This window comes from Rhodococcus sp. WAY2 (assembly GCF_009859915.1).
In the GTDB taxonomy this organism is placed as follows: Bacteria; Actinomycetota; Actinomycetes; order Mycobacteriales; family Mycobacteriaceae; genus Rhodococcus_F; species Rhodococcus_F oxybenzonivorans.
Genome location: NZ_CP046574.1, coordinates 220965 through 241850, shown reverse-complemented (window position 1 = coordinate 241850; position 20886 = coordinate 220965). Strand labels below are relative to the sequence as shown.

The following is a 20886-nucleotide window of genomic DNA, read 5'->3' as shown; positions in this document are numbered from 1 at the left end:
GTTCAGATCTTTGCCGGTTCGAGTTGGGACATGTCGGAGGTGATGATGAAGGCGTCGTCTTCGACCTGTGCCCGCCCGTAGTAGCTGGTCATGCAGACCAGGAACCGCGACATCGTCAACGGTTTCCCAAGGTATTCCTCGACCTCTGCCAGGGGGATGCGAATCGATTCTTCGGCCTCCAGCAGGAAGAAGGTGCCCCGGTCCTGTACCCGGATCTGCGGGCACTCCTCGGCGACGTAGTGGACGGTCGCCTGCGCCTCCTCGCTTTTCATCAGGACGAGTCCGATGGTTCTGCGTCCGGGCTCCGGGGTGCGGCTCATGACGTCACCGCCGCGGGAACCTGCAGGCCGGCCTGCTCAAGGATGTCCGCGGTTGTACTGACGACGCGCTGTCGGGCGCGTTCGCCGACGCCGGACCCGGCCGGTGCGGCGTCGAAGACCGGGAGGAATGCGTCGACGGCCGCCAATGCATCCGGATACCAGGAGTCGACCCAGCCCTGGATGAGTTCACGGTTGCGTGCTGCTGGTACGGGCCGACCGGAGCGGTCGGTATCGGCGGTGAGCAACTTGATCAGGGCCTGTGTCGCCGTGCGGTTGCGAAGCCGGTCCGCCTCCGCGGTCATCTCGATGACCGGGATGACCACGTCACCGTGCAGCGGGGCGAGATGCCGGAAGAACTCGCTGCCGAGCAGGGCGGTGAACAGGGGCTCGACCACCAGGTTCGTCATCAAGACCATTTCACCCCAGTCCTGCAGCGAGAGCAGCCGTTCGACCAGTCGGCGTGCGCCCTGACACACCGGATCGTTGAGCCAGGCCTCGGCGCCGGCACCCTCGGTGTAGCCGGGCGCGTGCTCGTGCAGATCCAGGCTGTAGAGCGCAATGTCCTGCTGGTGACGTAGCCGGTCCATCCCGCTGAAGGTGTAGGTCATCGACAGGGTGTCCGACAACGCCTCCCGGGTGACGAACGCGTGCGCCTTGAACATCCCCCACTGGAACGACGCGTACGCCTCGTAGTAGCGCGACACGAGGTCGAGCCACCCCGGTGCGATGTCGCTGAATGAACCGTTGGCCTTCGCGGAGGTGATCGCCCCCTGGATGGACCGTTCCTGCTGGGCTTGCAGCTTGATGTAGGGGCGCTGCCAGAGGCTGGACGGGTCGCGGTACTCGAACCAGTTCGGATGCGTCAGTGCGGTGGTCCGGGCGTCCTGGCAGCCCAATCCATCGGGCCGCAGAAGATACCAGCCGCCGGAGTCGAATTGGTCGAGGTCCGGTTGTGCGTGGCAGATTACCGCCTCGTACTCGGAGATTCGGCGTTTCTGCGGGCGGATATAGGTCAGCTCGCGTGCCGAGTAGAAACCCTCGCCCACGGTCTCGGGCACTACGCCGTCGGAGATCAGTTCGGTGCTCATCAGATGTCCGTAAACGCGTCGGCCGGCAACGCCTTGAGCGGGTCCTTGATGACGAATCCGGTGCGCCGGATGTCCTCGATGGTCCACAGCCAGCGTTCCTCGGTGTGCACGTGAGGCTGTCCCATCAGGGTCCGGCCATCAGACCGCAGCAGACCGGCGTCCTCGATGTAGCGGGCCAGCTCGACACCGTCATTGACCTCCCACCAGGTCATACCGCTGTGCCGCTCCGGGGCCTGCCGGAAGATGTGCTGGCAGGCCCCGGAGCAGAAGGCGTGCCGTTGGCCGGCCGCGTCGATCGACAACCGGATCTCGTTGATGTCGGGCCGCGGAAACACGCACGGCATCTGGCACGTCCGACAGATCGGCGGCATCTCGGGGAACAGCTCCAGCGCGAGGTGGCCCTTACGCGGGTCGCCCATCTCCCGGTACGCCGTCCAGAACCCGCCGAAATGCTCTTCCCAGCCGGGGTACTTCTCTTCGAGGAACGCGAAGTCCTCCTCGATCATGTAATCCGACCGCCAGGCATGTACCGGCCACAGCGCCGCGGACACCATTGCCGCGGAATGGCCGCTCCATTCCACATGCCGCTTCGCATCGTTGATCCAGCGCGGCACCTTCAGGCCGAACGGCTCCAGCCGCTCGATGTAGCTACCGGCCCAGTCGTCCCAGATCCATTGGTCCCAGTACTCCTTGTAGGACTTGAGCCGCACCTTCGAAAAGTAGTCGTAGACCGCGCCCTGGAAATTGTCGAGGAAGGAGTGCTGACGCCAGAATGCCGTGTCGAAGTCCTCCTGGAGCATCGGTAAATTGTCCGGCTCACTCAGCACCGCAGCAAGCGTCGAATAGCCGTTCGCCATGTGCCGCGCCTCGTCGGACTGGATCGACAGGAACACCGACGGGGTTGCCTGATCCCCGTTCGCGGCCGCCACCTCGGTCACCGCCACAAACAGCGGGTTGGTGTACGCGGTCTCCGCGACGACCTGCAAATTCAATGAATTGGTGATCGGGTCGTCGTTCATGAACGCTTCGAACACCGTCCGGCCCGGTCGACCGATCGGATCGAAGGCGCGCATCTTGAAACCCGAGTTGAAGCCGGCCGGATCCGGAGCGTGCTTGGCGAAGTACCGCATCAAGTACGCCTCCTGATTGGTGTGGCGCACCTCGTCGATCATCTGCGCGAGATACCCCTGGCGCAGTTCCGGGTTCTCCACCGTGTCGACGAGCATGGCGGTGCATTTCATCGCGGCGTACTCACCGAAGTCGACCAACGCCAGCACCGGCTTCATGATCTCCATGAAGCGGGGCTCGGCCTGCGCAGAGTTGTTCATCCGGCTCAGCGCATCCTCGAGCGCACCGTACTGTCGGTCGTCCTTCTCTTCCTCCATCCCCACGTACTCGCGTACGAGGGTGCGGAAGGGGTCCTTGGTCTTCGGCGGGATCTTGTACTTGGTCGGATACAGTGCGTCGCGGTGGAAGTAGCTCGGCTCCCAGTCGAACGACTTGATCTTCTCGTGCTGAGTTGTGACCGACGTAGTCATCTACCCGCTCCCGTTTAGCGTCCGACGACGGTGACGACCACCATCGCGTTGAGATCACCATCACATTTCTACCCCGGGTTGACTACCTCCGATCGGAGGTAGTCAACCCGGGGAGGGGTTTCGTGGCGAGCCGCGAACCTGAGGGGTTACCGTGGAAATATGCCCCCTCACCGCCGAGTCCAGAGCGGCACACTCGCGCATCCCGCCGACATGGTGGCCCATCCAGGAGTGGTGCGAGTGCTGGTGATCGACGACCATCCGATCGTGCATCTGGGAGTGGAACGTCTGGTCGAGGGGGCGGCGGGCATGCTGATGTGCCCGGGGGCGCGCACGGCGACCGCCGGCGTTGCGGTTGCCGTCTCCGAACGACCCGACGTGGTGCTACTGGATCTGCATCTGCCCGACATGGCGCTGCCAGACGCTGCCGCAGCGCTCCGCGGGGCATGCCCAGGGGTGAAGCTCGTGCTGTTCACCGGGGACAGCAATCGCACGGTGGGCCAAATCGCGGGGCTGGTCGGGATGGATGCAGTGGTGCACAAGGACAACGCCTGCGTGGTGCTGATCACCGCGATCGGGGAGGTCGCCGCCGGACGACGATACTGTGACCCGGTGATCAGCTCCGGGGATCCGCTGGCACTGTCGCGGCGCGAGTATCAGGTGCTCGAGCGGCTGGCCATGGGTGAGAGCAACACCGAGATCGCACAGCAGTTGGGCCTGGCGCCGAACACGGTGAAGTCCTACGTTCAATCGTTATTAGCCCACCTCGACGCCCGCAACCGACTGGACGCGGTGGTCAAGGCGCAACAGGCCGGAATGCTCTAGCGGCGGGAACCCACACCCGCACCGTACCGCCGCCCTCCTCGTTGCCGGCGCAGGACAACCAGCCACCCACCCGTTCGACGCGCTCGGCCATTACCTGAAGACCCAAGCCACGCTCGTCCTCGAGTGTGATGTCGCCGGCCGTGCCGTCGTCGGCCACGGCCATCCCCACACCGTCCTGCGCCCGGTACAGGCTCACGACCACGGAGTGGGCGGCAGCGTGTTTCTCCACATTGAGCAGTGCCTCGCGGGCGGTGCGCCGCAACACATCGGTCCTGGCTGCGTCCAGCAGCGGCAGGTCGCCCAGCACCACCAATTCCGCCGCCACACCGGCCCGCTCGGCGAAGTCGCGACAATCACCCTGCAGGGCGACCGCGAGTGCCTTGTCCTCGGGTGGTTGGTGCAGCGACAAGGTCTGAGCCCGCAGCTCCGAGGTTGCCCGTTCGGTCAGGGCCAGAGCATCGGTTAACAGTTCCAGGGTGGGGCCGAGCTCCGACGATGCCTTGGCCGACGTCAACGCCACCCGCAAACTGAACAACGTCGCGCCCACGGAATCATGCAATGCGATCGCGAGTCGTTGACGTTCGCTGAACACGGCGACCTCGGCCATCTCGCGGGCACTGTCGGCCACCTCCATAGCCACCGCGGTCTGCCGCGCCAGACCCAGCAGGTCAGTCCGGTCGCGGTCGGTCCATGGAACTGGGACTCTACGGGCGGCGTAGAGCAGCCCATAGAGTCGGTGCGCACGCACGATCGGGGCGGCCATCACCGCCCGCAAACCTTCCGCCCGAACTGGTTGGTCGAAGTCGTGCGTGATGGCCCGGCTCAGGCAGTAGTCCTCGACCGCCGCGGTCCGCCGCAGCACCGCCGCCTGCCCGCCAAGGCCTTCCTGCGGCCCTACGACCAGACCGTTGAGCTCCTCAGTGCGCCCGCCCACCACTGCCACCACCTTCATGGTGTCGTCCTCGGCGATCCGGTTCGCTCCGGCCGCCAGGTCCGCACCGAGCACACGGTGGACGATTTCCGCGCTGTGTCGCAGTGCCGCTGTTCGGTCGAGCAGCGAGAGCACAGCGTTGAACTCGGAATCGATACCCAGGACAGTCATGTCGACGAGCCCCCTTTCAGGCGGCGGAGGGCCGACGACTATCACAGTAGCGCCTTCGAGCCCGTCAGGCAGGACGCGAAGACACGCCAGCAGGCTGCTGCGGTCCACGGGACCTGTGCCCGCAGGCTGCGAATTCGACCAACCGCTTCCCGATGTCTTCGGCCATCGGCGACCCGCCACGGTCTCCGACGAAGGAGCGGCGCCATTCCACACCAAGTTCTCGGGCCGGGGCTGGCTTCCCGCACACTCGCGGGCCAGGTACCCGTGCAGGTTCCATGCGAGGGATGCCAAACATCCCTCGCATGACAGACGTCCTGATCGACACTGTTGGCGCGGCACCAAAAGTGCATTGGGTGGACTTACCTCCGATCGGAGGTAGCTGTTGCCGGCGGGGGTTCCCCACGCCTCGAGCTGCCACCTACTGTTGAACTGTGGACACGGTGGGGTGGCGCGAGGCGGCTCTGGCGTTGTGTTCGACGTCGACCGGAGAGCTCCGGATAGTTCTTCGTGCGGGTCTTGAGACAAGAATGGGGAAGACTCCATGCACGTTCCGTTGACCACCAACGACTTCATCGATCGTGCTGAACTCGTTTACGGCGACCGTATCGGTGTGGTCGACGAGCCGGTACAGCCCGCGGCCGCCGTCGGAAACTTGACCTACCGTGACCTGGCGCGCAGAGGCCGAGCGCTCCAGGTCGGCCTCGATGAGCTGGGCGTACCCGAAGGTGCCCGAGTGGCGGTCGTCAGTCACAACTCCGCGCGCTTGCTCGAACTGCTGCTGGCGGTGCCCTCGTCGGGACGGATCCTGGTCCCGGTCAACTTTCGGTTGCAGCCCGAAGAAGTCTCCTACATCATCGGCGACTGCAAGGCCGACGTCGTTTTGATCGACCCGGAACTCGACGAGGCCCTCGCCGATGTCGGCGCCCGCCACCGGTTCGTACTCGGCGCCGACACCGACCAGGCATTACTGCGGTTCGACGCCGAACCCCACCGATGGCAACAACCCGACGAGGACGCCACCGCAACACTGAACTACACCAGCGGTACGACCGCAAAACCCAAGGGCGTGCGCCTCACGCACCGCAACATCTGGATCAACTCGGTCACATTCGGGATGCATATGCAGGTCAGCGACCGCGATGTGTTGATGCACGTGCTGCCGATGTTCCACTGCAACGGCTGGGGAATACCCTACACCGCAACCGGATTGGGCATCAAGCAGGTAGTTCTCCGCAAAGTCGACGGCGCAGAAATTCTGCGCAGAGTAGATGAACACGGGATCACTTTGATGTGCGGCGCTCCGACGGTGTGGAATATGGTGCTCGACGCCGCCCAGCAGTGGGACGGTGAGATCCCCGGTCGCGACCGGGTCCGCCTGGTCGTCGCGGGAGCGCCACCGCCCTCACGCACGATTGCCCGCATCGAAGAAGAACTGGGATGGCAGTTCAACCAGATCTACGGTCTCACCGAAACCTCGCCGCTGTTGACCGTGAACCGCTCGCGCGCCGAATACGACAACCTTCCTGCGATCGAGCGCGCCAAGATGCTGTCCAAGGCAGGTGCGCCGTCGTTGGGAACCCGGATCAGCACCGACGCGGACGGGGAAATACTGGTCGCCTCGAACACGGTGATGGACAGCTACTGGAACAACCCACAGGAAACCGCCACCGCGATGCGGGGCGGACAATTCCACACCGGTGACGGTGGATCCATCGACGCGGACGGGTATCTGACGATCTCCGACCGCAAAAAGGACGTCATCATCACTGGTGGGGAAAATGTCAGCTCCATCGAGGTCGAAGATGTCCTGTTCACTCACCCCGCGGTAGCCGAGGTGGCCGTCATCGCCGTTCCCGATGACAAGTGGGGTGAAATGGTCACCGCGTTGGTGGTGCGTCGAGACGGCGAGAGAGTGACCGAGACCGAATTGATCGACCACGCACGTCGCAGTCTCGCCGGATACAAAATCCCCAAACAAGTGCTGTTCACCGACAGCATCCCCCGCACCGCGACCGGAAAGGTTCAGAAATTCAGGCTCCGCGCACAATTCTGGACTGGTGACCGCCAAGTGAACTAGCCGCGACAACACAGCTGTCAGACCAGGTGTCAATCGCGGGCAGGCTACCGCCTGGTAAAACAGCACCAGGTTAGGACGGTTCACTTTCTCCCTTCCTCCTCGACGCGAATCGTTCAACCCTTTGCGAACGATGGCCATTCCTCACCGCTCACACGGCCACGACGCAATCAGATCCTCGTAACCGTTCCTGACCACCCGAGCCGAAATTCGAAACCAAAACAGGACGACCAGATCCGTCGCTCCGTTGCGCCGCAACGAGACCCCACAACGCGAGACAGGACCGCTATGTACCAGCTCACTGCCACCTACGCCCACCCGCAGGACCCCGACGCATTCCTCGAGCACTACCGCTCCACACACGCCCCGATCGCCCGGAAATTTCCGAAAGCCACCTTCTTCGGCTGGACAATCTGCGAGACCACAGACGGCTCCCCGCCGCCCCACTTCCTCGTCGCCGTCGTCCAGTGGGACACCAAGGACGACGCGCTCGCGGCCCTCTGCTCGCCGGCAGGTGAGCAGGCCGTCGCCGACCTTGCGAACTTCGCCGCCGGAGGCGTCGACCTCGACCTCGGCGAGGTCCACCGTGAAGTATGAGACCGAGTGCGAGCCGTGCCACAGTTCCGGACTGGCCACGTCGAGTCGCGGAGCTACCCCCCCGGGTCTGTCATGGCTGGGCCGAGCACCTGGATCGTCGCTCCGCCACCGGGTTGGCGGGTGTCGTTCGACTGGGCACAATTTGGCAGTCTCGAGGCGGTGGTCGTCATGACTGAGAAATCGTTCCACTACCAGATCGCGGTCGCTGACCTCTTCTCGTTGGTGGTGTCCGAGGATGCGGCCGGTCAGTGGATGGGCGCCGTCGTCGAGTTGGAGCCAGAAGCGGGTGGGGTCGTAGTGGTTGCCGCGCCGGGATGGCCGGTGGTGTCAGGACACGTCGAAAACATCCGCTGGCCCGACTCGGTGACGTTCGTGTGGCGCGCACCGGACTGGCCAGGCCCGTTGAGGACGGTGATCACTCTCGAGCCGGAGGCCGATGGTTCCCGGCTATGTCTCACCGAGACCGGTTACGGCACCGACGACGACCTCCTGCGCAGGCGCGACTATATGTGGTCGCACTGGCTTGTCCGGCTGGCCGCCACCGGTGCGCAGTTCAAGCCAGCCGGCGCACCAAGCGGGAAACATCGGCCCAGCGGAACCTGTCAACCCTTCTGAGAACGTGTTTCGACAGGTTTTGAGGTTGCCCCCATGGAGTCAACAATATCGTTCAGTTAGTGGTGTTTGAGGTTGCCCCTTGAGCTTGATTTTTAACCTGGGCAGGCGGCCCCGACGGGTTTTCCAGCTTTGGTTTCGGCGCGTTTGCCCACGTGGTGATGCGGTGCACGGTGAATCGCCCTGGATCGAGTGGAGACTCCGGTTCAGGCCACCTCGGGGATTGAGGCAGCCGGGGGACGCTGTTCACGATAGCGGGTCTCGTACCAGATCGGTGAAAGATAGTCGATCGACGAGTGCAACCGGTCCGCGTTGAACCAGCGGACCCACTCGGCGGTTTCCCGCTCCACCTCGGCCCGCCCGCTCCACGACGCGTCACGGTCGATCAGCTCGGTTTTGTAGAGACCGATCGTCGATTCCATCAATCCGTTGTCGAGGGCGTCCCCGACGCTGCCGATCGACCCGGCGATACCCGAAGCGATCAACGCCTCGGTGAAGGCCAGCGACGTGTACTGGGCTGGCTCCCCGCATCGCTGTGATGCACCAAACTGAACTGTCCTGGGTCGGGTGGAGACTCCTGATTGAACCAGGAGAATGAAGTCATGCCAGCACCGAGGAAGTACGACACCGAGACCCGTGAGCGGGCGGTGCGGATGTACCGGGACCGGATCAACGAGCACGGCGACACGAAGGTCGCAGCCCGCCGACACGTCGGAGCGCTGATCGACGTCAACCCCGATACGCTCCGGAACTGGATCGACCGTGAGGGCTCCGACACCGGCACCGCCGCCGAGTCCTCGGCCGCCGCCAGCGCCGCCGAGCTGAAGGCGCTGCGGAAAGAGAACGACGAATTGCGTAGGGCCAACGATTCTCAAAACCGCGAGCGCGTTTTTCGCCGCGGCGGAGGTCGACCGCCGACTGCGGTGATCGTCGACTACCGTTCCCGTTTCGGGGTCGACCCGATCTGGGCCGTGCTCACCGAGCACACGGTGAGACGCAACCCCGCCGACTCTTGGCCAACCATCCCGGCCACGGAGCGAGTAACCGTCGCCCCGTCGTGTCCCTGCTCATTCCTGCGCGCGTACCGCCGCACGTCGACACCCCGGACGTCGCCGCTCGGGGCAGGGAGCAACCCATCGGCGCACCCGATATCGGCAGAGCGATACTCACACGATCACGACAAACCCCTCCGTCCGCCAGGCACGGTCGTCCGCCTTCGGGATGCCAGTGCGGCGCCGACATCCGGTCCGTCCAGCGGATCCTTCCACGGCTGCCACACCGTCCTTTCTCTGCGGGTGAGGCTAGAGTTTCCAGCGACGAAGCAGCGCGGCTCACAGGACGGCGGGGTCCGGATCGTCAGGTTGGCGGATCGAGGACCCTAACCGACCGCGGAAGCGGCTGTACCGCAATACCGCAACGCCTCCGCCACGAAAGGCTCCGGACGGGGGTCCACAGGCCAGGACACCTCACCGGCCGGACCGACCACCGCGGCCGCATTTGCCGCCTGACCCGTGGTGAACCGCGTCCGGTACCGGATGCCGTCGAACTCGACATCGAACGCCGCCGCCGCCCACGCCCGGGGAACGTCGTACGGTGTCATCGAACACAACTCCCGGGTGAGCCCGAACGCGGCCGCCGCGTCCGCACAGGTGTCCGCGAGGTCGTGGGTGCCCGGTACCCGCAGCGTAGACACTGCCCGCTCGGCCGCGAAGTCGTGGGCGATCACCCCGAGCGACGCCAACGCCTCCCCCACCGTCTCCCGGATCGCCGTCCTCTCGTCGAATGCGACATAGCACGTGCCCCGCGGCGGGGACAGATCGAATCGTCCGCCTGCTGGTGGCCACGCTGATCGTGGTTGCTGCCTCGTTCGCCGCGGCGGTCACCGCTGACCGGCTGTCTCGACAATCTCGCAGACCGGTGCCGGAAGAGCCCGATCGTGCTGTCTCGGCCAGCTCCTCCATGTCGGCGAGATAGCCGTGTCCCTCGGCAACCTCCATCGACGACAGCTCACACTCGACTGACGGTTGGCGGGGAAACTTGTGATTCTCACGTCGCGACCGGCAGATCGGCCAGACGCCACTCGAGCATGCCGTCGGCCAGCCGCGCAGCCTCCCGGCCGTGGTCGGTCAGGAGCCGGACCGCGTCGTGGGCGAGCACGCAGTAGGCGCCGCGGCAATAGGCGACGATCTCCTGATCTGCAGGTAGGTCGGCCAGGTGATCGGCCAATTCGTCCAACGGAATCGACACGGCGCCGGGGATGTGCCCGGCCTGGTATTCCTCGCGGGGACGCACGTCGAGGACCGTCACCTTCCCGGACCGGGCCCGCTCGAGTAGTTGGTCCTTGCTGACGTGTTCCGCGTCGGCGGGGCCGAGGTAGGCGGTGCGGGCGGCCTCGACATCGGGTAGGTGTTCGTTGGCGACCGTGCGGACCAGCGCGAACAGCTGCGCCACATCCGCACCGGCGAGCCGGTAGAACACCTTCGTGCCCTCGCGGCGGGTGGCCACCAGATTGGCCTGCTTGAGGGTCTGCAGATGCGCGGACGCCGTGGTCAACCCCAGCCCGGCCGCGCGGGCGAGCGCGTCGACGGTGCGCTCACCCTGGGCGAGCAGATCCAGCAGCTCGAGCCGCTTACCCTGAATCCACCGATGGTTTGAGGTGGTGGGTGGGTCGTAACGGCGAGATGCCCTTACGTTTTGGAAAGATTGGGCTTGTCTAAGGTCCGATCCTCCCCCTAAACGAAGGGCATCTCTAAGTGGTTCCGCCCATAAGTTCGTTGAGGGTCATGCGGCACGGGCTTGAGCGGTTGTTTTGTCGGGCTGATCATGGTCGCGTTCTTGGCGGTCGAGCCTGGCGAGCAGGTCGGCGAGGTCGGTGGTGGTGAACTTCCATTTGAACGGTTGGGCAGCCCGGTTGTAGTGGGTCTCGAAGGCCGCCAGTCGTGCGGCGACTTCGTCGGTATCAGTAAAGTCGTTGGGCAAGATGATTTTTCGTTGAACGATGGAGAAGAAGATCTCGACCTGGTTCAACCACGACGCGTGGACGGGTGTGTGGACCATGATCGCGTTGGGAAACTGTTCGGCAAGCCGGTCGCCCGACTTCTGCCCGCGGTGCGAGGAGCCGTTGTCCACAATCCAGAACACCCGCTCCGCCGACGCGTAGGGCTCATGGGTCATGACCTGCTCGACGAGACGGGCGAACGGAACGATGCCGGTGGTGTCCTCGCACCGGCCGAAGACTTTCGCCCGGTGCACGTCGTAGGCAGCCAGGTAGGCGACCGCCCCGCGCCGCTTGTAGGTGTGATTGACCCGCATCGTCCGGGATCGGCCGGGTGGGAGTGTGGGGTGACAGCGGCAGCGGGCCTGGATGGACGTCTTCTCGTCAGAGGAGATCACATAATCGTGCTCGCCCAACGGTTCCCCATCCCACACCCGGGCATACAGGTCGAGCACACGGCTAGTTTTGGCGGTGAAGTTCGGATCGGAGATGAAGATCCACGACTGATGCTGCCAGGGCTTGAGGGCGTCTTGGGAGAGCCACCTTCGAATCGTGGCCTGCGAGATCGACGCACAGATCCCGTCGGTGACGGCGTGGCGGGCCAGTTCCGGACACGACCAACGCGCGAGTGGCACCCCACACTCCTTCGGGGGTGTGCAGGCGATCGCCTTGACCCGCGTGACCTGCACCGGGGTGAACTTCGGTGGCCGACCCGACCGTTTCGCGTCTCCCAACGACGCCACGCCCGGTGCGGCGTTCCATCGGCCCCGCCACTTGCGGACGGTCTCCACACTCACGCGTAACGCCCGGGCGATCGCGGCACTCGGGCACCGATCCGCAGCCCACAACACGATGGTGGCGCGCAGCACAAGACGCTGTTCGGTGCGCCCGGCTCGAAGCAAACGATTCAACTCGCAGCGCTGGGATCCGGTCACCCTGACCGGATCCCACTGATCAAAGGCAATGCTCATACCCCAAACCGAAGTTCCCAATAGTCACTTCAGTCTCGAGTTTCACCCAGCGGACTGGCTCGCGACGCGCCGGTCGGGCAGGATCAGTGATCATGGCCACGCCTCCGCAGTCCACGAAGACGTCGCTGCAACAGCGCCTGTCCCAACGCGCACGCGAACGCTGGCCACAGCTGACCGGTGTCGGAGTTCGGTTCCGTGGCCAGTTCGCCTATGTCACCGGTGAACTCGTCGACGGCGATAGCCAGCCATTGATGCGACTACGCTACGGCGGGTCCGCCTCCCAATGGGGCTTCGCGGCCTACCTTGCGAGCAAGGACGGATACGAGGACTCGATCCTGCCCAACGGCCACACCGCCGGACTCCCAGAAGACGCCCTCGACACCGTCTGTGGTCTCTACCTCAACGACCCGACGGCCTGGACCTGAACCCCAACGAACTTATGGGCGGAACCACTAAGAGCGTGTCTCATATGGAGAGTTTCTTGAAGCAGGTGAGTGCGGCGGCGAGGTGGAGGAATCCGGCGAAGTGCTCCCCGTGGCGTTCGTAGCGGATGGTCAGGCGTCGGTAACCGGTGAACCAGGCGATAGTGCGTTCGACCTTCCACCGATACCTGCCGAGCCGGTCATTCTTATCGATGCCACGTCGGGCGATGCGCGGAACGATGTCCTGCTGGCGCAGCCACCGACGGTGCTTGTCGTAGTCATAGCCCTTGTCGGCCCGCAGTTTGCCGGGTTTGCGGCGGCGCGGACCACGCCTGGATTTCACCGCCGGAATCGCGCTGACCATCGGTTGCAGCAGGGTGCTGTCGTGGGTGTTCGCTCCGGCAACATCGACCACCAGCGGGATCCCGTTCGAGTCGGATAGGACGTGAATCTTTGAGCCCTTCTTGCCCCGATCGACCGGGCTCGGCCCGGTCAGCGAGCCCCCCTTTTCGCCCGGACGCTCGCCGCATCCAGGATCGCTGCCGACCAGTCCAGTTCGCCGGCCCCACCGAGTCGGTCGAGCACCTCACCATGCAGTCTCTCGAAAACCCCCGCCGCCACCCACGTAGTGAACCGGCGGTGCGCGGTGGGAACGGTGACCCCGAACGACGGCGGAAGATGGCGCCACGCACATCCACTGGTCAGCACGTACACGATCGCGGTGAACACCGCCCGGTCATCCACCGGGGCGCTGCCACCTCCCTGCGGGCGAGAGACGAAGCGCGGAATCAACGGTTCGACGATCTCCCACAACGCATCCGGCACCAACCGCAGAGACAACTCATCTACCACGAGTCACATAATGCACCACAAGTCACTTCATCCACATGAGACACGCTCTAAGCACTAGGGCGTGTCTCCCAATGATTTGGGGTGTTGTGCTGCAGACTCTTCGCTGTGGCAGACGTTGTTAATCGGTTTGAGGTGTTGACGGACAAGCAGTGGGAGTTGCTTGCGCTGCTGTTGCCCAGTTCGGATGGGCTGCGGGGGCGGAAGTTCCAGAACAGCCGGCTCGTGGTGGAGGGGATGCTCTACCGGCTGCGTACCGGGCTCCCGTGGCGGGATCTACCTGCGCATTTCGGCCCCTGGAAGACGGTGTGGAAACGGCACCGACGCTACGCCGGGGATGGAACGTGGGATCGGGTACTCATAGCCCTGGCGGCGATGGCCGATGCCGGTGGCGATCTGGATTGGGCGGTGTCGGTGGATTCCACCGTGGTGCGGGTGCACCAGCACGGCGCCAACGCCGCGCGTGACACAGGGGGATCTACCGAATTACACGAATCTGCTTGACGAACCGGTCGATCACGGCATCGGCCGGTCCCGCGGCGGGCTGACCTGCAAAGTCCACCTGGCGTGCGATGGCGACGAACGTCCCTTGTCGGTGCTGGTGGGTCCTGGCCAGGCAGGCGACAGCCCGATGTTCGGCCCGCTCCTGGAGGGCATCTGCGTGCCGCGCATCGGTGGCGGCGCACCCCGCACGCGCCCGGACGAGGTCCGTGCCGACAAGGCGTACACATCCAAGGCCAATCGAGAACTGCTACGCAGCAAGGGCATCAAGGCGGTCATTCCCGAGAAGTCCGATCAGGTGGCCAACCGCAAGAACAAGGGCAGCGCGGGCGGTCGGCCACCGAACTTCGATGCCGAGTCGTACAAGGGCCGCAACGTGGTGGAAAGGGCCTTCAACAAGGCAAAACAGTGGCGAGCGGTGGCAACCCGGTATGACAAGCTTGCGCTGACTTACCGGGCTGGATTCCTTCTCGCCGGCATCGTCGAATGGCTCAAACTATTGGGAGACATGCCCTAGTCGCAGCGGTTGGCGTCGGCCACGGCTACGGCGATTTGATCGATCAACGGTGCGCCGAGGGTGCCGCCGCCGAGTGCGCCGAACGATCCCCACCTGCTCGCCAGTGCCGCGGGGGAGTTGGCGACGGTTGCGAACATCGCGGGCACGGCACCGAAGGCCGATTCGACTCGGCCCAGCGTGCGGGCGAACATCGTGTGGCCGGCAGAGCCCGCGTCGGCAGTGTGCCTGCCGGTCGCAGACCGTCACCCGACACGGGCCGAATCCTGGGAGGGTTTCGGTGCAGTATCTTTCAAGAATTCGCCCAGCGGCAGGTTCAGTCTCCTCCGGTGATTCTCGTGGGTCGTGCAGATTTTGAGGCGGTTGTTGCGACACGGGCGGGGACAACCGCGAACTCCGCAGATGACCTCGCCCCGGTGCAGTCTGCGCACCGGACCCGCAGCAGCGAACGCCTCGATGCCCATGTCGGAGCGGAGGAATGCCTGGTGGCAGGTCGCGCACAGGCCGTCCGGACAGAGCACTTCGGTTCGGCATCCCCGGACCCGACACGGCCGGAATCCCAACAGCGGATGCTCTGGTGGTGGGGTCAGAGTTTCCGTTGCGGGAGCCCACCCGGCGGCGGTCAGGAACAGGGGGTCCAACCGCGGCCACAACCCCTCGGCCTTCCGCGCCGGCCGACGGGAACCGACGGTGGACAGCGCCGCAGTCACCGGCTCACCCCGTCGCGGTTGAGTGCGGCGACGCGCTCGACCGCATCGCGCAGCCGTTGCGCGGAAGGATGCGCATAGACCTGCGTCGAGGCTGCGCGGGCGTGGCCGAGCAATTGCTGGGCCTCGTCGATCGACCCTCCCGCGTCCAGGACGTCGGAGGCGAATCCGTGGCGCAGCTGGTGCGGGTGAACCCGGCGGGACAGGTGCGCCCGCCGCGACAACCCCGTCAACAGCTCGATGATCGCGCCGGGCCGCATCGGCGATCCCAGCGGCGGGTGGAAGAGATTGACCAGGACGAAGTCGCACTCTCGGGCCGGGCGGCACCGGTCGCGTTCGAAGACGTAGGTGTCGTACGCGAGCACCAGCAGATCGTCGACCGGAACCGCCCGGGGGCGGCGGGACTTCGCCCACGCGCCGTTGATATTCACCCGGCGGCGCACGTGCAGATGTGAACCGGACATCGTGCAACCCAGGCCCGACGCGTCGGCCACGAAGTGGATGTCCTCGCGCCGAAGCCCGCACAATTCACCACGCCGCAACCCGGCCCGCGCCATCGCGACCACGATGAACCGGTCACGAGCCGACCGGCAGGCCCCCAGCAACGCGAGAGCCTCCTCGTCGGTGGCGCGGTCCACCCCAGTCTCCGGTTCCGACAAGCGATGACGTGGACGGGCCATGTAGTGCAGTGCGCCGTCCTCGCCGCCGGCCTCCACCGGCAAGTGACGGTTGTCGCTGACCTCGAAGAGCATCGCCAGCACTTCCGGCGGCGCGGTGCCGACGGCGACACTGTGCCGAAGAAATCCGCGAACCGCCGCCAAGATCCGATTGATCCGGCCCGGGCCGCGCACCTCGGGCAGCCCCGGACCGATCAACGGAGCCTCCGGATCGATCGGGGTGTGCCTGAGCCAGGTGGCGAACGCACCAAGCCGTTCGGCCGCGGTCCGCCAATCTCGCTGTGTGTGCTCGCACCAGCGCAGATACAGTGTCAGCGACTCCGCGTAGGCCTTGGTGGTGCTCTCTGCAGCGTCGTGCCCGAATCGAAGATGCCGCAAGTACTCGTCGACATCGCCGACAATCCGGTACTCGTCATCGACCACGGTCCAATACCGCTCGGCCGACGGCAACGTGATACGAAAGGCTCGCATCGGCATCCCTCCACGCCGGAGGCTACTCCGCCGCGTCCCTCATTCCCGGCAACGCAGCCGCGTGTCGGCAACGTGCACATCATCCCGAGCGATCGTGTGGTGCACCAGCACCAAACCAAGCCGGACGCAACAATCCACCACACACGAGGAGACCCGAGAGAACCAAGCGTCGGCTTCAAGGACGATTCGCTGACACAGGACACGTCGACGCTCGGATCTGGATGCTGGAGTGCCGCGGTAACAGCCATGGAGGGGTGCGACGACGAAGCCCTCAGGAGAACCTCGACCTTGGGAGAAGCCGGATGCAGGGCGATGGGAGCACGGTGGCGGGTGAGAAGGCGGAAATTCTAGTCCGGGTGTGTGCCGCACTCGAGGAGGATGAGGCCGGTCGAGCCAAGGTGATCCTGGGCGGCGAGTACCCCTTCGTGGCCACGCTGAAGGCGACGCGTAAATACACCGAACGCCAATGTCTGCGCGTGTTCTACCGTGACGGCTTCCTCGACCGATACTCGGGAACCAAGCTGGTGCATCCGGGTGCGTTGCGGACCCTGTCGAAGATCATCCCGGACGAGTTTCCGGCACACCCGAACTGGAGCATGTCGCAGACCCACTTCGCGTACTGGGAACTCTTCCCGACCATCGACCACGTCGTTCCCGTGACTCGCGGCGGGGCAGACGAGGAGGCGAACTGGGTCACCACCTCCATGCTGCGTAACTCGGCAAAGGCCCACTGGACCCTGGACGAGCTGGGATGGCCGCTCGTGACGGCCGGTTCCTCAACTGCGTGGGACGGTCTGACCGGGTGGTTCGTCCGCTACACCGACCATCACCCGCAGCTGGCTGCGGATCCGTACCTGGGTAAGTGGTTACGGGCGACCAAGGCCGTTCAGGCGGAAGGTTGTGCCTGAAGCGCCGTTTCACCGGGGATGCCTAGCCGGTGAGCGCGACCGCTCGGACTGCAGGCCGGATCGTCGGACCTCAGTTTCCTACTTTCGGCAAGGTGAGTGCGATGCGCAGTTTCGAGTCGATCGTCTGGCTGAGGGCGAGGGACTGGTCGAGCAACGGGCCCAAGGCTTGAACCTTCGTATCGGCCGCGGACAGGGTGTTCACGATCTCCGCCGCCGGGGCGGCCGCCGCGTTCGCCTGATCGGTCGCGGACTGGCCGGCATCGATGATCCCGCCGAGCGGGGCGTCCGCGGACTTCAAGGCGTCCCCCAGAGACTGCAAGTGATCACCGAGCGAACCCAGAGTCTGGTCGGCTCTGGCGAGGGAGTCTAGTACACCCACCACCTGGGGTAAACCCTCGTGGAGGGCCTGATCAGCGGCGGGCAACTGCTGCGCACCGTCCAGTGCCTGGTCAGTGGTACTGTCGACGATCTTCGCTTGTGCCACTCCGTCTTTGAAGATGTCATTCGAGATACTCAGATCGCGCGTCACGATCAGGATGCCAGCGAGAACCGCAATGGTAAAGGACAGGGCGATCGCCCAGGAGAGCCGAAACATCATGTTCTGCCTTTCACTCGCTCAGTGGTCGGCCACAAGCCGGTGCGGGTGGTCATGAGGGCGGTGCGGGTGCGACACCGAGGGCGGGGAGGTTCAGGTCATTGACCGGGGGGCCGATTACCGCGAGGAGGGGCCCGAATTCCTGCACGTGTGCGGCCTCTTCCCGAACGATTGCGAGGGTCGCAGAGATGGCGGCGGCTTTCGGGCCGAGCGCACCGAGGGATCCCTGGACGGTGGTCAGTCCGTGGTTGATCGCCTCCAGCTGGGTGGTCACCGCTCCCACCGCAGTGGACAGTCCGGCCACCGTCGGGCTCGCGGTGTCGGCACGACCGGTCACCTTCACGATGAGGTCGGGCAGCGGCGCCGCGATCTCGCTGACCGTGCTGGTGGAGGCGTTCAGTGTCTTGGCTTGACCGGAGAGTTCGCCGGCCTTGTCGGTGAGTCCTTCGAGATCGTTCGCGAGCGGCGTCAGGGTCTGGATGTCGGAGGCCAGACGCGCGTGCTTGGGGACCAGAATCGCGGTCAGGGTGTCGAATTGGCCGGCGGAATCGATCAGCTCGAGACTGAGTTTCGATGGCCGCCCCAGCGGATCGCTCACATCGCGCACGGCGGGAAAGAACCCGTTGAGGGCACACAGAACCACGGCCGACCCCGCACCCAGCATGAGTACGATCGCGGTCCACAACTTTTTGGTGATCATCGGTTCCCTCCGGGGGCAGGAATGAATGCGTCGGTGGCGGGAACGAGCGCGAGCTTGTTCGTCGTGCGGGTGAGTTCCGCGTTGAGCTGGTTCACCAGTTCGATGGCCTGCGTGAGTTCGTTGTCGACGCCGGTCACGGTCGTGTTCGCGCCTGCCGATATCTGGTGCAGGGATGCCGCCGAGCCCTGCAATGTGGTGGCGACCCCCTCGAGCTGGCCGGCGATCTGTGTGTCACCTTGGCCGGCGGCGAGCAACGTGCGCGCGTTCGGTAGGAGGGCGTCGAGGTGGTCGACGTCGGTCGCGGTCGCAATGTTGAGCTGGGTCAAGACTCCTGTCAGTTCGTCGAGTTGTTTGCGGGCGGTGGCGGGCGCGGTCAGGTCCGCGCGTTGGGCGAAGAAATCGTTGGTGAGGCGGAAGTTGTCCACGACGGTGCGCGCGCTGTGTTGTACCTGCAGCCCCTTGTGGATGGAGGCCACCACCAGTGCGAACAGGACGACGGCGATGACCGCGGCGAGGCGGCCCAGCCACTCGGTTGCGACCGAGAACCCGGTCGCGTCGGGGATCGCGGGCACCAGCACATCCGGCCGATGCGGCTTGGTTCCTTTTCGGTAGGGCAGCGCCGCCGCGGGCACATCGAATCGCTGGTATCTGGTCAGGCCTCGGGGTGGGAAGGCGTTGGGAGGTAAATCGTTGCGCTGCTGCATATCACGTCCAGTGGATGTAGTTGTGTCGGATCGTCGACGGTGAAAGAGTGCTCAGCCGGGAAGTGGAAGCATCTGGTTGATCGTCTTCGCCGCCTCGACCGAGACCTTCAGGTCGCTCACCAGCCCCTGCACGATCGTCAGCAGCTGGTTTCCTTGCTCCCCGAACGCTTCCGCGGAGGACACCAACGGGAGCACGGTGTTCTGGACCTCGCCGAGGATGGACTGGATGTTGGTGAGCTGGTCGTTGGTCATCTGGGCGCCCGCGGTGCTGCTGGCCAGCATCGCCGCCGCCGGGGCGATCGCCTCGTCCAACTTGATCAGCAGTGGACCGAGCGCGGAGGTGGCATCGAGCGCGGTGTGTGCCGTGTGGGTGAGCTCGGTCAGTTGCTGGAGTTGGCCGGTCACTTTGTCGTTGACGTCGACGATGGCCTGAGAAGCGGCGATGCTCGTCACGTTGGCGCGCTGCTGGTTGTCGAGGCGGGTGTTGAGGTTGAACACCACGAACGTGAGGAGACCGAGTACACCGACCGCCACGATCGCCAGAACCATCCGGGCGGGACCGCCGCGGCGTCCGAAGAAAATCACAGTACTTCTCCTATTTTCCTGACAGGTCGTTCGCGGACTCCTCCGCGGAGACTCGAGCGTTGTGCACCTTCGCGGCCGTCGAACGGGCGTCGTCGAGGATGGCCCGCAACGTGGCGCTGTCGGCCGCGAGGGCCGCGGTGGCGCCGTCGACGGGAGGCTGCAACGAGTTGATGTGCGTGGTCAGAGTGTCGAGGGAGGCAATGAGGTCGGTCACGTTCGCGCCGGCCTGATCGAGCGTTGCCTGCACATCGCCGCTGATCTGACCGGTCAAGGTATGAAGTTCGGTGGTGACGGTCGCATCGGTGACGAGGACACTCGCGAGCGCGGTCTTCATCTTGTCCAGCGACGCGAACGCGGAGAGGGTCACCTTTTCGTGCTCGACGATCTTGTCCAGCGCGGGGTTGTAGTTGCCGGCGGAAACCACGGCCTGGTCCAGTCGGTAGGGGGTGGCGGTCAGGTTGTAGATCCGCGGGCCCAGGTAGAACACCGAGACCGGGATCAGGGCGAGCAGGAGCAACCCCCTGACGATGTTCGTGGCCTTCGACGCCCGAGGCGGTTCCCCGCCCTGCACGACGTCGTCGTCTGCATTCGGCAATTCGAACTGCATCGCCTGGTCGTCGGAGGCGTGACTGCCCGGGCGGCTGCGGCCCGAGAGTGAGGTCATGATTCGATCACCGAGACCAACGCGATGGTGCGCAGCGCGGTCACGGTTTGGGTGAGTAGACCCTTCACGACCAGCTTGTGTGTGAGGATCGCACCGAGCACCTTCATTCCACGGCCGGTGAAGAAGCCCACCGGGATGAGCCCGCCGGCCTTCATTCGCAACTGTGACACGTCCACGATCTGATCGACGGTGGCGATGACGGTCACGGCTGGTGTCCCGACGACGTCGTTGTAGACGACCGCTTCGTCGGTGCCGAACACGATTGTGCAGGCGCTGTCGGTGTCCGTGCTGATAATGGAAACCGGTCGAGCGATTTTGCGTGCGAACTGGATTCGCGACGGAAAGTTTTCGAGGTTCTGCCCGAGCAGCATGCCGACGATGTTTGCGACGCCATTCGCGTCCTCACCATCGAACAAACTGACGGGGTACGTGCCGGATTCAACAGTGGTCATGGCGTGGGCCTTTCAGGT

The 20886-nt window shown here is 64.9% G+C and carries 21 protein-coding genes and 4 pseudogenes; 8 read left to right on the top strand and 17 right to left on the bottom strand.

Annotated features, from left to right (window positions below):
- Positions 1–2 precede the first annotated feature (2 nt).
- From GFS60_RS35755 to GFS60_RS35745, 3 genes are read right to left on the bottom strand one after another with little or no spacing between them, the layout of a single operon-like run.
- Entirely contained in the window at positions 3–320 is a 318-nt protein-coding gene (locus GFS60_RS35755; protein WP_159929263.1) for an MmoB/DmpM family protein, read from the bottom strand.
- Positions 317–1408: an aromatic/alkene monooxygenase hydroxylase subunit beta gene (locus GFS60_RS35750; RefSeq protein ID WP_159929261.1), complete on the bottom strand. Its 1092-nt coding sequence runs from the start codon at positions 1406–1408 to the stop codon at positions 317–319. Before GFS60_RS35750 ends, GFS60_RS35755 begins: the two co-directional genes overlap by 4 nt.
- Positions 1408–2946 (bottom strand): aromatic/alkene/methane monooxygenase hydroxylase/oxygenase subunit alpha, encoded by a 1539-nt coding sequence (locus GFS60_RS35745; RefSeq protein ID WP_159929259.1) that lies wholly within the window; start codon positions 2944–2946, stop codon positions 1408–1410. Before GFS60_RS35745 ends, GFS60_RS35750 begins: the two co-directional genes overlap by 1 nt.
- A gap of 210 nt (positions 2947–3156) precedes the next feature.
- Here GFS60_RS35745 and GFS60_RS35740 point away from each other — a divergent pair, with 210 nt between their 5' ends.
- The gene (locus tag GFS60_RS35740) at positions 3157–3768 is read left to right on the top strand and encodes a response regulator transcription factor (protein WP_201453719.1); all 612 of its coding nucleotides are present in this window, start codon (positions 3157–3159) and stop codon (positions 3766–3768) included.
- Here the strand turns inward: GFS60_RS35740 and GFS60_RS35735 are convergent.
- Complete coding sequence (locus GFS60_RS35735; protein WP_159929491.1) at positions 3740–4834, bottom strand: GAF domain-containing sensor histidine kinase; 1095 nt, start codon at positions 4832–4834, stop codon at positions 3740–3742. The two genes, GFS60_RS35740 and GFS60_RS35735, sit on opposite strands and share 29 nt — an antisense overlap.
- A gap of 577 nt (positions 4835–5411) precedes the next feature.
- Between GFS60_RS35735 and GFS60_RS35730 the strand changes: the two genes are divergently transcribed.
- From GFS60_RS35730 to GFS60_RS35720, 3 genes are all read left to right on the top strand, one after another.
- Entirely contained in the window at positions 5412–6947 is a 1536-nt protein-coding gene (locus GFS60_RS35730) for an AMP-binding protein (protein ID WP_159929257.1), read from the top strand.
- 285 nt (positions 6948–7232) lie between these two features.
- Entirely contained in the window at positions 7233–7541 is a 309-nt protein-coding gene (locus GFS60_RS35725; RefSeq protein WP_159929255.1) for an EthD family reductase, read from the top strand.
- A gap of 168 nt (positions 7542–7709) precedes the next feature.
- Positions 7710–8156, top strand: a complete 447-nt coding sequence (locus tag GFS60_RS35720) for an SRPBCC family protein (protein WP_159929253.1) — start codon at positions 7710–7712, stop codon at positions 8154–8156.
- Positions 8157–8359: 203 nt separating this feature from the next.
- On the opposite strand, the pseudogene GFS60_RS35715 reads toward GFS60_RS35720, so the two are convergent.
- Positions 8360–8700 (bottom strand): annotated as a pseudogene (locus GFS60_RS35715) (transposase); the annotation flags it as partial.
- Positions 8701–8755: 55 nt separating this feature from the next.
- Between GFS60_RS35715 and GFS60_RS39640 the strand changes: the two are divergent.
- Positions 8756–9160: pseudogene (locus GFS60_RS39640) on the top strand (transposase); the annotation flags it as partial.
- A gap of 371 nt (positions 9161–9531) precedes the next feature.
- On the opposite strand, the gene GFS60_RS35705 reads toward GFS60_RS39640, so the two are convergent.
- The 3 genes and pseudogenes from GFS60_RS35705 to GFS60_RS35695 form a co-directional block, all read right to left on the bottom strand.
- Positions 9532–9969: an RES domain-containing protein gene (locus tag GFS60_RS35705; protein WP_236603729.1), complete on the bottom strand. Its 438-nt coding sequence runs from the start codon at positions 9967–9969 to the stop codon at positions 9532–9534.
- Between the two features lie 230 nt (positions 9970–10199).
- Positions 10200–10787, bottom strand: a pseudogene (locus tag GFS60_RS35700) (ArsR/SmtB family transcription factor); the annotation flags it as partial.
- 147 nt (positions 10788–10934) lie between these two features.
- Positions 10935–12119 carry an IS630 family transposase gene (locus GFS60_RS35695; protein ID WP_236603691.1) on the bottom strand — a complete coding sequence of 395 codons (1185 nt, stop codon included), beginning with the start codon at positions 12117–12119 and terminating at the stop codon, positions 10935–10937.
- Positions 12120–12211: 92 nt separating this feature from the next.
- On the opposite strand from GFS60_RS35695, the gene GFS60_RS35690 reads away from it, so the two are divergent.
- The gene (locus GFS60_RS35690) at positions 12212–12544 is read left to right on the top strand and encodes a hypothetical protein (protein WP_159929250.1); all 333 of its coding nucleotides are present in this window, start codon (positions 12212–12214) and stop codon (positions 12542–12544) included.
- Between the two features lie 40 nt (positions 12545–12584).
- Here the strand turns inward: GFS60_RS35690 and GFS60_RS35685 are convergent.
- A protein-coding gene (locus GFS60_RS35685) for an IS5 family transposase (RefSeq protein WP_201453711.1) occupies positions 12585–13393 on the bottom strand; the annotation gives its coding sequence in 2 pieces (ribosomal slippage) (positions 12585–13051 and positions 13051–13393; 810 coding nt in all).
- A gap of 105 nt (positions 13394–13498) precedes the next feature.
- On the opposite strand from GFS60_RS35685, the gene GFS60_RS35680 reads away from it, so the two are divergent.
- Positions 13499–14408, top strand: a protein-coding gene (locus GFS60_RS35680; protein WP_442972227.1) for an IS5 family transposase whose coding sequence is annotated in 2 segments (ribosomal slippage) — positions 13499–13849 and positions 13851–14408 — 909 coding nt in all. Because the reading frame shifts where the segments join, the coding sequence is not laid out codon by codon here.
- Here GFS60_RS35680 and GFS60_RS35675 read toward each other — a convergent pair.
- Together GFS60_RS35675 and GFS60_RS35670 are read right to left on the bottom strand one after the other, a co-directional pair.
- Positions 14408–14599: pseudogene (locus GFS60_RS35675) on the bottom strand (carboxymuconolactone decarboxylase); the annotation flags it as partial. The gene GFS60_RS35680 and the pseudogene GFS60_RS35675 overlap by 1 nt on opposite strands.
- 512 nt (positions 14600–15111) lie before the next feature.
- Positions 15112–16260: a tyrosine-type recombinase/integrase gene (locus GFS60_RS35670; protein ID WP_159929249.1), complete on the bottom strand. Its 1149-nt coding sequence runs from the start codon at positions 16258–16260 to the stop codon at positions 15112–15114.
- A gap of 302 nt (positions 16261–16562) precedes the next feature.
- Here GFS60_RS35670 and GFS60_RS35665 point away from each other — a divergent pair, with 302 nt between their 5' ends.
- Positions 16563–17168, top strand: a complete 606-nt coding sequence (locus tag GFS60_RS35665) for an HNH endonuclease (protein WP_159929248.1) — start codon at positions 16563–16565, stop codon at positions 17166–17168.
- 70 nt (positions 17169–17238) lie between these two features.
- On the opposite strand, the gene GFS60_RS35660 is transcribed toward GFS60_RS35665, so the two are convergent.
- The 6 genes from GFS60_RS35660 to GFS60_RS35635 are packed head-to-tail and all read right to left on the bottom strand — an operon-like array spanning position 17239 to position 20868.
- A complete protein-coding gene (locus GFS60_RS35660) occupies positions 17239–17763 on the bottom strand; it encodes a hypothetical protein (protein ID WP_159929485.1) in 525 nt (174 codons plus the stop codon).
- A gap of 52 nt (positions 17764–17815) precedes the next feature.
- Positions 17816–18463: a hypothetical protein gene (locus tag GFS60_RS35655; RefSeq protein WP_159929247.1), complete on the bottom strand. Its 648-nt coding sequence runs from the start codon at positions 18461–18463 to the stop codon at positions 17816–17818.
- Entirely contained in the window at positions 18460–19167 is a 708-nt protein-coding gene (locus GFS60_RS35650; protein ID WP_159929246.1) for a hypothetical protein, read from the bottom strand. Before GFS60_RS35650 ends, GFS60_RS35655 begins: the two co-directional genes overlap by 4 nt.
- Positions 19168–19218: 51 nt before the next feature.
- Positions 19219–19752, bottom strand: coding sequence for a hypothetical protein (locus GFS60_RS35645; RefSeq protein WP_159929245.1), 534 nt, complete (start codon positions 19750–19752; stop codon positions 19219–19221).
- Between the two features lie 10 nt (positions 19753–19762).
- A complete protein-coding gene (locus GFS60_RS35640; RefSeq protein ID WP_159929244.1) occupies positions 19763–20416 on the bottom strand; it encodes a hypothetical protein in 654 nt (217 codons plus the stop codon).
- Positions 20413–20868, bottom strand: coding sequence for a hypothetical protein (locus GFS60_RS35635; protein WP_159929243.1), 456 nt, complete (start codon positions 20866–20868; stop codon positions 20413–20415). The genes GFS60_RS35640 and GFS60_RS35635 overlap by 4 nt, the downstream gene beginning before the upstream one ends.
- Between the last annotated feature and the right edge of the window lie 18 nt (positions 20869–20886).

Coding starts and splice junctions, on each gene's coding strand:
- GFS60_RS35755 (WP_159929263.1), bottom strand. CDS start 320: ATGAGCCGCACCCCGGAGCCCGGACGCAGAACCATCGGACTCGTCCTG.
- GFS60_RS35750 (WP_159929261.1), bottom strand. CDS start 1,408: ATGAGCACCGAACTGATCTCCGACGGCGTAGTGCCCGAGACCGTGGGC.
- GFS60_RS35745 (WP_159929259.1), bottom strand. CDS start 2,946: ATGACTACGTCGGTCACAACTCAGCACGAGAAGATCAAGTCGTTCGAC.
- GFS60_RS35740 (WP_201453719.1), top strand. CDS start 3,157: ATGGTGGCCCATCCAGGAGTGGTGCGAGTGCTGGTGATCGACGACCAT.
- GFS60_RS35730 (WP_159929257.1), top strand. CDS start 5,412: ATGCACGTTCCGTTGACCACCAACGACTTCATCGATCGTGCTGAACTC.
- GFS60_RS35725 (WP_159929255.1), top strand. CDS start 7,233: ATGTACCAGCTCACTGCCACCTACGCCCACCCGCAGGACCCCGACGCA.
- GFS60_RS35720 (WP_159929253.1), top strand. CDS start 7,710: ATGACTGAGAAATCGTTCCACTACCAGATCGCGGTCGCTGACCTCTTC.
- GFS60_RS35695 (WP_236603691.1), bottom strand. CDS start 12,119: ATGAGCATTGCCTTTGATCAGTGGGATCCGGTCAGGGTGACCGGATCC.
- GFS60_RS35690 (WP_159929250.1), top strand. CDS start 12,212: ATGGCCACGCCTCCGCAGTCCACGAAGACGTCGCTGCAACAGCGCCTG.
- GFS60_RS35670 (WP_159929249.1), bottom strand. CDS start 16,260: ATGCGAGCCTTTCGTATCACGTTGCCGTCGGCCGAGCGGTATTGGACC.
- GFS60_RS35665 (WP_159929248.1), top strand. CDS start 16,563: ATGCAGGGCGATGGGAGCACGGTGGCGGGTGAGAAGGCGGAAATTCTA.
- GFS60_RS35660 (WP_159929485.1), bottom strand. CDS start 17,763: ATGTTTCGGCTCTCCTGGGCGATCGCCCTGTCCTTTACCATTGCGGTT.
- GFS60_RS35655 (WP_159929247.1), bottom strand. CDS start 18,463: ATGATCACCAAAAAGTTGTGGACCGCGATCGTACTCATGCTGGGTGCG.
- GFS60_RS35650 (WP_159929246.1), bottom strand. CDS start 19,167: ATGCAGCAGCGCAACGATTTACCTCCCAACGCCTTCCCACCCCGAGGC.
- GFS60_RS35640 (WP_159929244.1), bottom strand. CDS start 20,416: ATGACCTCACTCTCGGGCCGCAGCCGCCCGGGCAGTCACGCCTCCGAC.
- GFS60_RS35635 (WP_159929243.1), bottom strand. CDS start 20,868: ATGACCACTGTTGAATCCGGCACGTACCCCGTCAGTTTGTTCGATGGT.